This window comes from Bacillus sp. S10(2024) (assembly GCF_050473865.1).
Lineage (GTDB): Bacteria > Bacillota > Bacilli > Bacillales > Bacillaceae_G > Bacillus_A.
Map to the genome: position 1 here is coordinate 1,385,196 of NZ_JBFLUR010000002.1, position 14,397 is coordinate 1,399,592.

At 32.3% G+C, this 14,397-nt stretch carries 14 protein-coding genes and 1 pseudogene; 4 read left to right on the top strand and 11 right to left on the bottom strand.

Features of this window, described 5'->3' with window-relative positions; all coding sequences use genetic code 11:
• Positions 1–160: 160 nt before the first annotated feature.
• The 5 genes from gpmA to AB1280_RS07180 all read right to left on the bottom strand — a co-directional run bounded on the left by gpmA (position 161) and on the right by AB1280_RS07180 (position 6,370).
• Positions 161–898 carry a 2,3-diphosphoglycerate-dependent phosphoglycerate mutase gene (gpmA, locus tag AB1280_RS07160; RefSeq protein ID WP_429755378.1) on the bottom strand — a complete coding sequence of 246 codons (738 nt, stop codon included), beginning with the start codon at positions 896–898 and terminating at the stop codon, positions 161–163.
• 52 nt (positions 899–950) lie between these two features.
• Complete coding sequence (locus tag AB1280_RS07165) at positions 951–1,643, bottom strand: DUF3888 domain-containing protein (protein ID WP_429755379.1); 693 nt, start codon at positions 1,641–1,643, stop codon at positions 951–953.
• Between the two features lie 99 nt (positions 1,644–1,742).
• Positions 1,743–3,065 (bottom strand): DEAD/DEAH box helicase, encoded by a 1,323-nt coding sequence (locus tag AB1280_RS07170; RefSeq protein WP_429755380.1) that lies wholly within the window; start codon positions 3,063–3,065, stop codon positions 1,743–1,745.
• Between the two features lie 154 nt (positions 3,066–3,219).
• Entirely contained in the window at positions 3,220–5,115 is a 1,896-nt protein-coding gene (locus tag AB1280_RS07175; RefSeq protein WP_429755381.1) for an endonuclease MutS2, read from the bottom strand.
• Between the two features lie 544 nt (positions 5,116–5,659).
• A complete protein-coding gene (locus AB1280_RS07180) occupies positions 5,660–6,370 on the bottom strand; it encodes a class I SAM-dependent methyltransferase (RefSeq protein WP_429755382.1) in 711 nt (236 codons plus the stop codon).
• Positions 6,371–6,702: 332 nt separating this feature from the next.
• Between AB1280_RS07180 and AB1280_RS07185 the strand changes: the two genes are divergently transcribed.
• Positions 6,703–6,930 carry a hypothetical protein gene (locus tag AB1280_RS07185; RefSeq protein ID WP_429755383.1) on the top strand — a complete coding sequence of 76 codons (228 nt, stop codon included), beginning with the start codon at positions 6,703–6,705 and terminating at the stop codon, positions 6,928–6,930.
• Between the two features lie 154 nt (positions 6,931–7,084).
• Here AB1280_RS07185 and AB1280_RS07190 read toward each other — a convergent pair whose 3' ends face one another.
• The 6 genes and pseudogenes from AB1280_RS07190 to AB1280_RS07215 all read right to left on the bottom strand — a co-directional run bounded on the left by AB1280_RS07190 (position 7,085) and on the right by AB1280_RS07215 (position 11,731).
• Positions 7,085–7,951 (bottom strand): MBL fold metallo-hydrolase, encoded by an 867-nt coding sequence (locus AB1280_RS07190; protein WP_429755384.1) that lies wholly within the window; start codon positions 7,949–7,951, stop codon positions 7,085–7,087.
• Positions 7,952–8,097: 146 nt separating this feature from the next.
• A pseudogene (locus AB1280_RS07195) lies at positions 8,098–8,370 on the bottom strand (barstar family protein).
• Between the two features lie 170 nt (positions 8,371–8,540).
• A complete protein-coding gene (locus AB1280_RS07200) occupies positions 8,541–8,885 on the bottom strand; it encodes a MerR family transcriptional regulator (RefSeq protein ID WP_429755385.1) in 345 nt (114 codons plus the stop codon).
• A 122-nt stretch (positions 8,886–9,007) separates the two neighbouring features.
• Positions 9,008–9,667 (bottom strand): serine/threonine protein kinase, encoded by a 660-nt coding sequence (locus AB1280_RS07205; RefSeq protein ID WP_429755386.1) that lies wholly within the window; start codon positions 9,665–9,667, stop codon positions 9,008–9,010.
• 381 nt (positions 9,668–10,048) lie between these two features.
• On the bottom strand, positions 10,049–10,753 hold the full coding sequence (locus AB1280_RS07210; RefSeq protein ID WP_429755387.1) for an alpha/beta hydrolase: 705 nt from the start codon (positions 10,751–10,753) through the stop codon (positions 10,049–10,051).
• 471 nt (positions 10,754–11,224) lie between these two features.
• Positions 11,225–11,731: a hypothetical protein gene (locus tag AB1280_RS07215; RefSeq protein WP_429755388.1), complete on the bottom strand. Its 507-nt coding sequence runs from the start codon at positions 11,729–11,731 to the stop codon at positions 11,225–11,227.
• Positions 11,732–11,946: 215 nt separating this feature from the next.
• Here AB1280_RS07215 and AB1280_RS07220 point away from each other — a divergent pair, with 215 nt between their 5' ends.
• From AB1280_RS07220 to AB1280_RS07230, 3 genes are all read left to right on the top strand, one after another.
• The gene (locus tag AB1280_RS07220) at positions 11,947–12,618 is read left to right on the top strand and encodes a hypothetical protein (RefSeq protein ID WP_429755389.1); all 672 of its coding nucleotides are present in this window, start codon (positions 11,947–11,949) and stop codon (positions 12,616–12,618) included.
• A 410-nt stretch (positions 12,619–13,028) separates the two neighbouring features.
• Positions 13,029–13,490 carry a tRNA (N6-threonylcarbamoyladenosine(37)-N6)-methyltransferase TrmO gene (gene tsaA / locus AB1280_RS07225; RefSeq protein WP_429755390.1) on the top strand — a complete coding sequence of 154 codons (462 nt, stop codon included), beginning with the start codon at positions 13,029–13,031 and terminating at the stop codon, positions 13,488–13,490.
• A gap of 26 nt (positions 13,491–13,516) precedes the next feature.
• Positions 13,517–14,104: a GNAT family N-acetyltransferase gene (locus tag AB1280_RS07230; RefSeq protein WP_429755391.1), complete on the top strand. Its 588-nt coding sequence runs from the start codon at positions 13,517–13,519 to the stop codon at positions 14,102–14,104.
• Positions 14,105–14,397 lie beyond the last annotated feature (293 nt).

Here is a 14,397-nt window from a genome sequence, read left to right on the forward strand (position 1 = left end):
AAATACATATAAAAAAGGTACAGATTTTGTGAAAGCACTGAAAAAGTCCTTTTTAAAAAAGAAGATAACTCCCTACTACATATAGGAATTTGTCTTCTTTTTGATTTCCGTTTATTCATAAGAATTCTGTCGTTTACTCAAAATAGACACTTTTTCAGCATTAGAGTTGTACATGCTTCGGAATTTCCCCTTCTGGTACTTCTCCATCCTTACTCAAATAATAGTGCCGAATTGGTTTTAAATTATCATCTAATTCATAAACAAGCGGAATGCTCGTAGGAATATTTAATGTAACAACGCCATCATCAGATAAGTGATCTAAATATTTTACAAGCGAACGAATTGTATTACCGTGCGATGAAATAATAACTTTCTCACCCTTTTGTAATACTGGCACAATTTCTTCATGCCAATACGTCAGAACACGTTTTTCTGTATCTTCTAGACATTCGGTAAGCGGAAACTCCCCTTCTTTTAAATATTTATATCTAGGGTCTGAAACTTCATAGCGCAAATCGTCTTTCGTAAGTGCTGGCGGTCTGACATTTGTACTTCTGCGCCATATATGTACTTGTTCTTCTCCGTACTTCTTCGTCGTTTCATCTTTATTTAATCCTTGTAGTGCACCGTAATGCCGTTCATTTAAATGCCACGATTTATAGACAGGCACCCAAGAAAGATTCATTTCATGAAGAATAATCCATAGCGTTCGAATGGCTCTTTTTAATACAGAAGTGTATGCAACGTCAAACGTATAACCATTCGCCTTTAATATCTGGCCCGCTTCTCTCGCTTCCTGCAATCCATTTGTCGACATATCAACATCGGTCCATCCAGTAAACCTATTTTCCACATTCCATACACTTTGACCATGACGAAGAAGCACAAGCTTAATCATAACAATATCTCCTCCAAGTAAAAAAATGTTTTACATCTATAATGTACTACTCTTATATTGTTCTTAGTTTCAATTTAGATAATTCAGTGTCAGAAAGGTCGCGATGTTTGTAATCCATTAGTTGAACTTTACCTCCACCTTTTACTCGAAACCGCATCGTATCTTCTCCATACGGTGGATTATGGGCCCCTTTAAACGTAATAACTTGAACAATAACATAAAATTCAAATTCCGCTTTATCTTTTTCAATACTTACTATCTTTTCGTCTCCTCTGTACCATAGCCTACCTTCACCATAATAATCTTTTACAGCACCACCGATATACTCTACAAGTCGTTCAATAAGAACTTCCTTTAACAGTTCTTTTGGTACAGGTATTCTATTTATAACCTTTTTCTCTTCCCGTAAAACCGTCCAATTCTTATGTATCTTTTTTATATGATAAAGAACATTCTCACCATTTTGTTTTACTATATGAACATATCCCAAACTCCCTTTTACATACACTCTCGGCTCTAGAACCCATTGTTGTTCTCTCCGTAAAATTTCAAAAAACATTTTTGTTAGGGAAGTAATTTTCCCCTCATTTATAAGTTCAGTAAAATCGTCTAGAACGTACAAACGAGCTCCACTTATATTCACATCAAAATAATCTTGTATGTTTTTCTTTTCTTCACCATGTACGAAGCTAGTTAAAGAAAACATAAATAGAGTGAAAACGACGATTGTAACAAGTTTCTTCACCAAATCACCTCGCCAGTTAGTATGTCCTAAAGTTTTTACGCATAAAAAAACATGAGTCCTCTTTTCAAAAGGTACTCATGTTCAATCATTACTATATTTTTATCGTCCACGCTTTTTCTGTCCAGGCTTTGCACTACGCTTTTTTTTGCTTGGTTGACCAAAACGAGATTTCTCTGTATTTGGTCCTTCTTTTCTATCACGACGTCCAGACTGACCAAATTGTTTCTTCTCTTTAAATGGTTTCTTTTCTCTTGGTTTTTGCGACCTTTGTTCTTTTTTCTCAGGCTCTTGTTTGTTAGGTTGCTCTACTACTTGGCGTTGTAATGATGTGTTAATCCCTTTTTCAATTTGCTGTAAATACATTTTATCTTTTGGCGCAACTAATGTAATTGCCAGCCCACTTCCACCAGCACGGCCTGTCCGTCCGATGCGGTGAATGTAACTTTCGACATCTTCTGGGATATCGTAATTAAATACATGCGTAACACCTTCTACATCAAGTCCTCTTGCTGCTACATCTGTTGCAATTAAATATTGAATTTCAGCATCCCGAAAACGCTTCATAACACGCTCGCGTTTTCCTTGTGATAAATCACCGTGAAGTTCATCACAATTAAAACCGTATCCTTTCAGCGCCTCATACAATTTTGTAACTCTGCGCTTCGTACGGCAGAAGATAACAGCTAAAAACGGTTGATCTCGTTCCATCAGTTGACGAAGCGTATCTTGTTTTGCTCGGTCAGTCGTTTCCACGACGCGTTGTGTAATATTATTTACTGTAACCTCTGCACTTTGAATTTTTATAATTTCAGGTTTGTTCATATAACGCTTTGCAAGCGATTGAATTTGCTTAGCCATCGTAGCAGAGAACAACATCGTTTGTCTCTCAACAGGTGTTTGTTCAATAATTTCTTCTACCTCTGGTAAAAAACCAAAATGCAGCATTTGATCTGCTTCATCTAAAACGAGCATAGATACATGTGATAATTCAATTGTCCCGCGGCGTAAATGGTCTAATAATCGGCCAGGTGTCGCGACAACAATATGTGTATTTCCTTGTAATTTCTTCATTTGTTGTGAGACATCTTGTCCGCCATATACCGCAAGTACATGAATATCATTTACATGCACAGTCATTTTTTCAATTTCGTTTGTGATTTGCAATGCTAATTCTCGCGTTGGTGCTACAATTAACGCCTGTACATGACTAGACTGCGGATTTATTTTTTCTAATATCGGCAAAATAAATGCTAATGTTTTTCCTGTTCCTGTTTTTGCTTGTCCAATAATATCTTTTCCAGCTAGTACTACTGGTATTGCTTTTTCTTGAATCGGCGTCGATTCGGCAATTCCATTTTCTCTTAATGTATCATTTAACGTAGTGCTAATTCCTAATTCTAAAAAACTTTTCAAATCGATCACTTCTTTTCACTATTTTTCATATCAAATATTGATTGTACCATTTATTTTGCTAAATATGAAAAAGAAGATTACATTTATTCTATTTTTCAAATATAAAATAACCCCTCACTTCAAAACGTACTACTGTTTAAATGAAGGGTTACTAGCAATTGAATTATTTTTTTCTTATTTCTTTTTGTATTTTTCTTAATGCTTTTTTAGAACCTCGTTCTATATCATGTTGCAGCTTTCTCTCTTTATAACTTACAAACAAAGTATTTAAATCATAGCCTTTTGGATACAACTCTGCTGCTTTCAGTTCCAAAATAACGCGCTTACAATTTACTTCCATAAACTCTTCTTTGTATAGTACTACAATATTATTGAAACTATCTTTTGTCTTGTATACAATACCAGAATCATTGTAATCCAATAATGTTACTTTGTCTCCAATCTCATACTCATAAGATTCTTTCGTTTTCACCGCATTCACTTCAGGCTTCTTTATTTTATTTTCTTTTACAAGCTCTAAGTTATACTCTTTATTTTCCATATAACACTGTGCTCGCTCCAAAACACGTTCCCGTAAATTCATCTTTCTAGAGATCCAAAGTGCGTTACTATCCCCAGATTCCCCAATCATTAACTGATACATCGGCTCTAATGTTTCATTATGAAATTGCATAGCTGCATTCATAAAGTCACTGTGAATTTCTGAGAATCGTTTAATTTCACCATAATGAGTCGTCGCAACTGTAATACATCCTATATGATAAAATTCTTCTAAAATGGCAATCGCAAGTGCAGCACCTTCATTTGGTTCTGTGCCACTACCAATTTCATCGAATAACAACAACGTATTATTGTTAGATATTCTCATAATTTCTGAAATGTTTTTCATATGTGAAGAAAAAGTACTTAAAGCATTTTCAATACTTTGATTGTCACCTATATCTACAAAAATAGAATCAAAAAGGGCAATTTCAGTCTCTTCATCACCATGAATATGAAACCCTGACATTGTTGCTAAAGTTAATAATCCAATTGTTTTCAAAACAATAGTCTTTCCTCCAGCATTTGGTCCCGTAATGACTAAACTGCGATATTCTTTTCCAATCTCAAAATTTAATGGAATAATCTCACCTTGTAAAAGAGGATGTTTACATTCAACTAGTTTTATATATCCATGACTATTTAATTTCGGTGCGATCCCACCTATACTCTTACTAAACTTAGCTTTCGCGAAAATCATATCGTATTGACTTATAAGCTCAATATTAATTTTGATATCACTAACGTTCTCAAAAATCATTCCTGATAAAGTGGCTAATATTTGATACTCTTCTATCGCCTCTTCCGCTTTTAAACTCGCTAACTCACCGCTTAATTTTGAAATAACAGCTGGTTCCATAAAGACTGTTGAACCTTTAGAAGACATCTCTACAATTGTTCCTGCAACTTGATTTTTATAAGAAGCCTTAATAGGAACAGTAAATCGATCATCTTTTTTGCTAATAAAGAATTCTTGAATATACTCCTTATTTGCACTACTTTTTAAAAATTTATTTAAGCGATCTCCAATCTTTCCTTCTGCTGTTTCGATATGATTTCGAATTCGCTTTAATTCCTTACTCGCAGCAGAATCAACTCGATTCCCTTTAATCGAAAAATGAATCTCTTCCTCGATATTTTTGAACTCTGACATCGAGTATGCGTAAGAACTTAAAACAGGTGCAAAAAATGCTTTACTTAACATAAATCCCTTAATTTTTCTACATCCTCTTAAAAAATCTGATACACTCACTAAATCAGCTGCTTCTAAAATCAGCCCTTTTTCAAGCTTTCCAATTATATTTTCTATATTAGAGATCCCAACTAATGGAACGTGACTTTCTGTATTTAATATCGCTTTTGCTTCAGTTGTTTCATGTAAACGATTTTTGACTACTTTTATATTCGAACTTGGTTGCAGTTTATCTAATAATTGTTTTCCTAATCCGCTTACACAATATGATTTGACTATTTCCTTCAATTCGTTATACTGTAACTTTTCAAAAGTCATTGTATTCATTTTTGTTCTCCTCACTATGATTTAATAATTGAATCATGTATGAAGATACCTAATAATAAGATTTCAATAAGCTTATATAAGGAAAAACTTCTCTCAGTGAGGATCGGTCCCCATCCATATGGAAGAACTCTTCCTATCCAAAAGTCGTAAAAAAATAAAAAAACTGTGGGGATACCACAGCTTTACATACATTTACAAGACATGTGTAGAAACAAATATTTATTATTAAACAAACCTTCTTGAAATAAAGGTTTAACTCTTTAATAATAAATACCACTACATGCTTTATAAAGTGTTGTAGGTATCTTCATAGGTAACTTAAATAAATCCATGACCAAATACAGGGTACATATTGATAGAAAAATACCCTTCGTCATCAGATTTATTTCATTAAATTTTTGCCTATTTAGATACTACTCCGCTCACAAAAAGCACCTCGTCTAATTTATTTTTTATTCTCATTGAAATCTAAATTATGGAATTATTATACTATATGTACAAATTCAAGTAAAGGTACATAAAATTGTTCTTTGCATCATAATTACTATTTCTTTCTAAACAACGCTGTCCAAAGAAATGCTTCCCCAAACACTTCATTCGGTTGCTTAATTTCCTCCATTTTACGCAGTTCAATAACCTCAAACTCTTGAAAAACATCACGTAGTTTCTCTTCTGAATACGCAATTCCTCCCTGTAAACTCCAGCTTCGATATACATCCCAATCTGATATTTCCGAACCATTTTTTTCATCTAATTCTCCCGCAGCAAAGCACGTTAAACCGAAATACCCGTTTGGCTTTAATGCTTGTTTGACTAACTCCACATAATGAATTCTTCTGTGAGGAGGGATATGATGTAAACAACCTGAATCATATACGAAATCATATTGGTTATAGGCTTGTAAATCGAAAATAGACTTACAAATAAAATGAACAGACACATTTTGCTTAGCCGCTCTTTCTTCCGCCCATTTTATCCCTTCTTCTGATAAGTCCACTGCATCAACTTCACAGCCTGTTTTTGCTAAATACAAAGCATTTCGACCAGGACCACATCCTAGCTCCAATACTTTTCCTTTCTGAATCATACATCTATCAAAATAAGAAACTAAATTTTCATCCGGTACATTAGCAAAGAAAGGGACTTCTTTATCGCGATTAGAATAGAACTGATTCCAAAATGGTTCAGGAGATCTTAATAGAGAGTCTAACATTGTAATCACATCATCCATACTATGTAAAGTTTCATTTTTCATAAGTGAATTTCCCCTCCAATAAATTATAGCTACCATAACATTATACCAAATATTAACTGTATTCTACTTAAGCATTTTAAATCATTCGAATATCTAAAATGACCTTAAGTTCCATAAAAATAAGAATATATACAAACAAAGTGTTTAGAAATATAAATCACCCTTCATTTTTATCCCTCTGTTTCATTGATCCAACTAATCCTCTTTGTTTTAGAAAATAGTACAAGCCCCTTCTAATCTCTTACATAATCTATCATAGGAATCAATTTTCATAACCTTTTATCTTTATTAGCTAAATATATAAATACATCAAAAGGAGGGTGAAACTATTAGTGATTCGTTTTTTGATTAGTGCTGAATTTTGGGTAACAACAGCTATAATTATTATTTTTTCTTTTGTCTTAGGTAAAGGTGATTTTATAGATGGATTTAACGAGTTAGCAAATATAAAACAAAATTTAGACTGGTATGTTTGGGCATATGTAATTTATAGATTACATCATCATCACGATCTCTTAGAAGTAATAAAGAAAGGCAGTGATAAAAAAGATACAAGTTAAACCATTTCTGCATACTGTTTACGAAGATGATACATTCGCCATCAGTGTGGATTTCTCATCAGCGCCTATTTCTCTTGCATGTATATAAAAGAGCCTCTCTCTAAAAGAGTGGCTCTTTTATATTAAATGTCGTTCTTCGGAATGAAGTAGTATGTTACAAGTTAACCATTTCATAACCATTTACAAAGTACGCTATTGTTTCTAACTCAACTTCGTTTAATTCTCTATCAAGTTCTTGTTTATATGCTGTTTTTATTTTTTCTGCATCGCCTTTATATGTTTCCGTGTATGTACCTACTGTTTTTAACAAATGAATCTCTTGTAAAAACTCATTTCGATCAATTGCTTTCCCGTGTGAAAGAATATAGGTCTCAGCATCAAATTTCTCTAATTCTTGTATTAATTCAAACGTCCGTTTCGTTGTATAGTTCCACTTCGAAGAAAAAATATCTGCATAGATACAATCCCCTAAAAACAATATCTTTTCTTCTTTAATATAAATGACAACGGAGTCATGTGAATGGTCACCTCCCACATGCTTTAACACACATGTCACATCACCAAGATCTAATTCAAGTTGTTTCTGAAACGTTAATGACGGTAAGACAATTTGAATATTTCTTGGTCGTTCACTGAATTCTTTTTTTATACAACTAGCACAAAATTCAATTTCTTTACCTTCTATTACTCGAGTGTCCAAGGCCTCATCTGTCCATTCATAAGAAACGAGTGTATGCATCTCTTTTTTTGTTTCACTATGTGCGATAGACAAAGCATTTTTTAATACAGGTAATCCGAAAATATGATCCCAATGCCAGTGTGTTAATGCAACGAAATCTGGATTTGAGATGTTCTGTTCGTTTAGCATTTCTAAAAACAAATGTGCATGTGCTTCTGAATTACCTGCATCTATCATCAAAGTCTTTTCTTTTCCAACTACCATTCCTAAGATAGGTCTATCTGTTTCAGAAATAGGTGTCATATACCAAAATGAATGTCCTATTTTTTTTATTTGCTGCATAACTATTGCCTCCATTTTTGACTATAAAAAATTTCCACCCAAGAAATTTCTTAGCTTTATATTTTAATTACTAGAATCGAATATTTTAATCTTTTTTGGGATACGAACTCACCTTTCAATTATATTGATTATATGAAAATTAAAAATTACTTTACAATGATGAAAAACTCTCCTATCATTTCTTTCTGTGCATTTTGAAAAGTTTCTAAAATCAGTTCTGCATAAGAACTAAGAAATTTCTTACTCTCTTCAAAACATGCCCATTCAATTGTTAAAGGAAGAGTTATCCATCCAGTTAAACATTACCATAAAGCATCAGCATTTTCTCCATAATAATCAGCTAACTCGAACCTTTCCTTTAATATTTTATGTAAAGCCTCTTTGCTTATAAATTCATGTCCATTCAATATTTTTTTCATAGGGGTATCGCTACATGCCCATCAACTTAAGAAATGAATTGTTCCCCAAAACAAAAAGTGAGCCGAATTCTCATAAATAATTGTGAAAAGGTGAATTTTTCGTTTTGGGAGGTTTCTCAAATATTAGCTTGATGGTGATGTGGAGGTATCCCATATTAATATTTTCTTAGTTATTTTAATCCTAACTTTGCACATAATCGATATAAAAAGTATAGTCCATGTAACTGTTCTTGATTACGTTTATTTAAATGTTGTTGGCACTCCTCGACAATGCTTTTTGCCCCTTCAATATTGTATTCCTCCAAATTTCTAATAGATTTTTTTAATTGAACAATTTCGTGTGAATACACAGCTTTTTGTGTAAGCTTCATTAACAAAATTTTAATAAACTGATATGAATTAAAATAGCGATAATTATTTTCACCTCTCTTTGAATTAACATATCTCTCTTTTTCCCAATATCGTATAGTAGAAGTAGAAATTTTCGCTTTATTTGCTACCTCTCCAATCGTCATTAGGTTATTTCCTAATGAAGTTATAAAATTAGGACCGTACATATTAGACATATCTAAAATGTACGGTCCTTTTGTTTACTAGTGGTTCACTTATCTAACCTAAAGATAAGTATGTAGTCCTTTTACAATTTGAATTTCTTTTTAAGCTTCTTATATTTTCTATATGAACGTCTAACAATGTTTAACATGAAATACGGTATTTTAACAGGGAAAGGCAATTTATAAATGAAAGGCAAGTAAACTGTAAAATATGCCTTTTCTAGGTCTCTCCACTTACTATCTTCTTTTGTTTTTAAAAAATCAGATACATCGACTACATATCCCCTTCCGTTTTCCATCATCACATTTTTCCCGTGAACATCACAAGGAGTTAATCCTTGTTCCCTTGCATACGCTAAAGCTTCATTGATATCAAGGATTACCTGCTTAGGAATTTTAATCCCCTTATGAATAGCATCGTATAAGGTAATTTCTTTTAAACGTTTCAATACTATGAAATTTTCTCCTTTATATATAAGCTTCGAATAAGAAGGATGATTTCCGATTCTTCGGTATACTTCTGACTCTTTTTCAATTCCTTCTCCTTCTCGCGCGTAAACTTTCACTACCCAATCTTTGTATTCTTTGTGCATAAATACTGCGGCATAATTACCTGCCCCTAAACACTTCCAAAGTCTAGGAATATCTTTAACTACTACAGGCTCGAATTCATCCTCACTTCTTATGCTCACCTCTTTTAATAATTCGTCCTTTATCAATCCCACAAAACTATTTATACTCATTATTTCCACTCCGATTTTGTTAAAAGGGGTCCCATCCACATTTTAAAATGAATATGTCAAAACATATACAATTTAATTTTCCTCATGTTAGTTTGGAATAAAGATTGATTAAAAATCACTCTAAACCCTTGATTATACTGCATATAAAAAGCCATTGTTTTGAACAAAGATTGATCGAAACGATGGCTCTTTTCTATTTTTCAGAACCCCCTTTTTATAAAAAAGTTTGATAAATTAATGCACCTTATTGAACAAACGTACCCAATAATTTAAGTGAATAAATTCACATTTATAATGTCTCTCAAATATAATATCAGTTTATATATTCACAATTCTTCTCTAGCAGGTCCTTCATTAAATCTTTAGATAAATTGTAATTTGTTAATCGATATGCTTGTGTAACCACTGCTCAAATACCTTCAACTGTTCTTCAGTATGAAAGTAATGTTCACCTGCTTCCATGACCTCTAATTCACAACGGTGTTTTTTTGTAAAGTTGTTAATAGTTTCAAATTCACACAATTCATCCTTGGCTCCATACATAATATATGTATCTGTATTCCATGTATTAATAGGATGTTCTTTTACATAGCATAAATAATCCCAATATAACTTTTGACCACTAGGTGTTTCTATAGTCATTTCTTTTTGTAAAAGCTCTGGTGTTACATTAAACCATCTCATCATATTTTCGATAATTCGTTCCATATTAACTACTGGTGATAAAAATAACGCCTTTTTTAACACATCATTTTGATATGCTAAAAGGCTAAAATAAGCTCCCATGCTACATGCAAACAAGCTTACTTCTTTCCAATGTTCTTTTGCGTAATTCATAATTATAGATAATTCATTAACACAAAACTGTACTTTGCAAGGAGTATTATCATTTTTTCTTTCTCCATGCTCAGGTAAATCAAAGCTTAATACTTGATAACCTTTTTGATTGGCTTCTTCGGCTAATATTTGAATAACTGCATCTTCCTTATTTGACATGTTTCCATGTACTGCAATAAAAATTTCCCCACTCTTTTCTCCCCACAAAACCGCGGGAATATTACTAATTTTCAAATTAGATTTAAGCATATTTCCTCCATAGAATAAGACATATGAGATTGAGCAAAAAATCACATACATTTTATATTCTTCTACTTAGTTTTAAAGAAATCAAACTATTCCTAATATATCATGAATGAATTATAATATCTCTCTACATCTGTATAACATCGAGACTGTGAATTAAGTTTGTCGATTTTGATTCCCTTATTGAGCTGATCTGCTCCGTTAGTGAAATAAGAAATCCTAGCTCACAGGATTTCTTATCAAACTTTTTTATAAATGATCAAACTTTACTTTAGAGGTACAACAACGCTCTAAACAAGAAAAGATGTCTAAATTAAGGGCACTGAAAAAGTGATTGTTTTGAAAAAACCATACGCATTTCATCAGTATGTTGAAAACAGAAAGGTCTCTATCAACCTATATACAGTAGGTGGTAGAGGCCTTCTTTTTATGATGTGGACTTTTTCAGTGGACTCGTCTAAATTAGGCATCTTTTTATTTAGATACTAGATTATCAAGTTTCCAATAGGTATCTAATGGGTCAATCTTACTGTCCATATATAAATACATATTATTCAAATCTTTTGGTGGATTTTTCATCATAAATGAGATTTCAAAAGTTAAAGCGTAGCCAACTGGAACATTTTTAAGTTTATCTTCGTATATAGGCATAGGTTGACCTTCATATTTTTGTCCTGTCTTTTCATCTTTAACGAAATATTTTATTTCTGAAAGATCAATTGCTTTTTCATCGTTTCGAACATTATTGATCGTAACATGAGTTGTAATGTTCCCCATGTTATCTACTGTTTCATATTTTGCGTTTTCAACTGTCGCCCTGTAAAATCCGCCTTTTATAAATTCTCCATATAGTAGTGCATCCTTTTCCATATTTTCAGATATTTCTTTTGATTTCTTTGGTTGAGTAGTTTCTTCACTACAAGCTGCCATTAAACTTGTAAGTATAAATGCTGTACATGTTATTTTTATTAAAGATTTCATAGGGCTCCCTTCCTATATCCAACAAATTAAAACATAAGGATAATTTTACATTAAAAGGTAATAAAAGTGTGTTTTTCAGAAAATTCATTTTTATTCCTAGGATGATGCGTTATGTTAAGGTATTCATTGTCTCTATTTAGCTAACAGGCAGTTTAGTTTAATAAGTCCAACTGATAAGATAAAAGAAATAATGGTGAATATAGGAGCGATTTAAAATGGATAACTGGAGAAATAACACGATTTGGTTTGAACAAATACCAGATAATCTTCAGGCTTACTTAAACTTAAAAGAAGATAAATTTAATGAGATACAACTTGAAAACATTGAGTATTTAACTCTTTGGCATCATAAAAAGAATAGGCCGGGCAACTTTGTTAGTATTTCAGAAAAGCTCCTCTATCTGGAATTAAACTGGTCTAATATACAAGATTTCCTTGGGATAGAAAAAATGAATAAATTAAAGCGTTTAGAATTACATTATTGTACTAAATTACAAAATGATTTTGGTTTGTCTGGATTAGTCGATACGCTAGAACATTTACATATTAATCAATCAAAGAAATTTGTACCAAATGAAGAATTATTCACTTTGAAAAATCTTCGAGTTCTGTGCCTTAATTCTTGCGGTAATCTTGAGAATTTGAATTTTTTAAATCAATTTCCTAATCTAATTGACTTTAGATTTGTCGATACTAATGTCTTAGATGGCGACTTATCACCAATTTTAGACCATCCAACACTCCGAAGTGTAGGCTTTCTGAATAAGAAGCATTACAATATTAAAAATGATAAGATGGATGCTTTGTTAAAGGATAAAAATGGTGGAGAAGAATTTAAAACTATTATCAAGTATGAAAAATATGAGACTTTTAGATATATTTATTAACTCAATGGTTCTTGAAATAACGAAGTGCTAATGTTAAATAAGTAGCATTTTTCACTTCCGCTCTCGAGAATTTTGTAAATGGGCTATCCATATGGGCAGCTCATTATATTTTTGCTTAGCGTGTTTTTTTTCAAAATGCTGGCGGTACCCCATGCCCATCAACTTAAGAGATTTTAATACCCCCAAAACGGAAATTTTGTATGTTTTTCTCTTTTTTATTGTTTTGGGATAACTAGCTCTTTTAGCTTGATAGGCATGGGGTGGGACCCATAATAGAAATAATTTTAGGGAGTGAAATATTTTTTTAGTAGGTTATTAGTAAAACTTATTAAATTAATAAGAAAAACAAAATTTAATTATCGCTAAATGTCTTATAGGATTAATAAAAAGGAGTGTCTGGAGGGGTTTATATGGAAATTACAATTAAACCAGTTGCATATGTTCATAATTCTCGTGAAGAAATGAGAGATGATAATTGGGGTTGTGTTTTTTCAGTAATTGAACTAACTGATGAATTAAATGAATCTGCATTACAAGGAATAGAAGATTTTTCGCACTTAGAAGTGATTTTTTACTTTGATAAAGTATCTGATGATAAAGTCCAGTATGAAGCAAGGCACCCAAGAAATAACCCTAATTTCCCGAAAGTTGGCATTTTTTCGCAAAGGGGGAAAAATAGACCGAATAAATTGGGTGTAACTACAGTTGAATTGATAGAGCATACTGGAAATAAGTTAGTGGTAAAAGGATTAGATGCAATAGATGGAACGCCTATTATTGATATTAAACCTGTAATGAAGGAATTTCTTCCTAAGAAGGAAATTAAACAAGCAAATTGGTCTACTGTTTTAATGAAAGATTATTGGAAGTGATGTGATAGAGAAAAGGGGGTATATATGTGAGCACAGTTCAAAAAAATATTTTAGCTTGTTATAACGGGATACATATTCGTGTTTTCGATAATAAGAAAGATGATATTGAACAGTTAACCCAAGTATTAAATAAGTCATATAAAAAACTGGCTGATTTAGGTTTTAATTATCTGGCAAGTCATCAGGATTCTAGTATTACTCTTGAACGAATTAATAAGGCATTATGCCTTGTTGCCATTCGAAATAATAAAATTATTGGTTCAATTTCTTATTACTCACCAGAGAAAAACAAAGGATGTAATTGGTATAACAAAGATAATGTAGCAACAATAGGCCAGTTTGGCATCCATCCTTCTTATCAATCAATGGGAATCGGAAGAAAGTTGATTGAATTAGTTGAAGAGTTAGCAATAAAAGAAGGGATAGAGGAGCTCGCATTAGATACAGCTGAGGGAGCCGGTCATCTTATTAAATATTATGGTGATAAGGGATATCGTTTTATTGAATATATCAATTGGGAAATTACAAATTACAGAAGTGTTGTTTTAAGTAAAAAATTAATTAAAGTAACTACTGATAACAAGGATTATGTGAATAGGATGTCTCTTTCTTAGAATACGGAAGGGGTTTTTGGTAATGAAACTTAGTAGTTTATAAGCGATACTTTGCGGTCTATGACAGCAACCCTGTCACTACCTCTTTATCATGTTTTGAATCTATACTTTTCTTGCTGATTTTGAGGATATAAGGAGAATATGGACAAAGTCAATGATTGCAGGGAAATGAAAGCTAACTATACATATTTGCCTACATTAAAATTCACTTGATCTTTGCGCCCGCAAAAGGAAGGGACAGTGCCTATCAAATTGTAATCATTGATGATGTTCCAAATAAGGCTAAATTAGAA

Coding starts and splice junctions, on each gene's coding strand:
- gpmA (WP_429755378.1), bottom strand. CDS start 898: ATGATTAAGCTTGTGCTTCTTCGTCATGGTCAAAGTGTATGGAATGTG.
- AB1280_RS07175 (WP_429755381.1), bottom strand. CDS start 5,115: ATGAATACAATGACTTTTGAAAAGTTACAGTATAACGAATTGAAGGAA.
- AB1280_RS07180 (WP_429755382.1), bottom strand. CDS start 6,370: ATGAAAAATGAAACTTTACATAGTATGGATGATGTGATTACAATGTTA.
- AB1280_RS07190 (WP_429755384.1), bottom strand. CDS start 7,951: ATGCAGCAAATAAAAAAAATAGGACATTCATTTTGGTATATGACACCT.
- AB1280_RS07200 (WP_429755385.1), bottom strand. CDS start 8,885: ATGACGATTGGAGAGGTAGCAAATAAAGCGAAAATTTCTACTTCTACT.
- AB1280_RS07205 (WP_429755386.1), bottom strand. CDS start 9,667: ATGAGTATAAATAGTTTTGTGGGATTGATAAAGGACGAATTATTAAAA.
- AB1280_RS07210 (WP_429755387.1), bottom strand. CDS start 10,753: ATGCTTAAATCTAATTTGAAAATTAGTAATATTCCCGCGGTTTTGTGG.
- AB1280_RS07215 (WP_429755388.1), bottom strand. CDS start 11,731: ATGAAATCTTTAATAAAAATAACATGTACAGCATTTATACTTACAAGT.
- AB1280_RS07220 (WP_429755389.1), top strand. CDS start 11,947: ATGGATAACTGGAGAAATAACACGATTTGGTTTGAACAAATACCAGAT.
- tsaA (WP_429755390.1), top strand. CDS start 13,029: ATGGAAATTACAATTAAACCAGTTGCATATGTTCATAATTCTCGTGAA.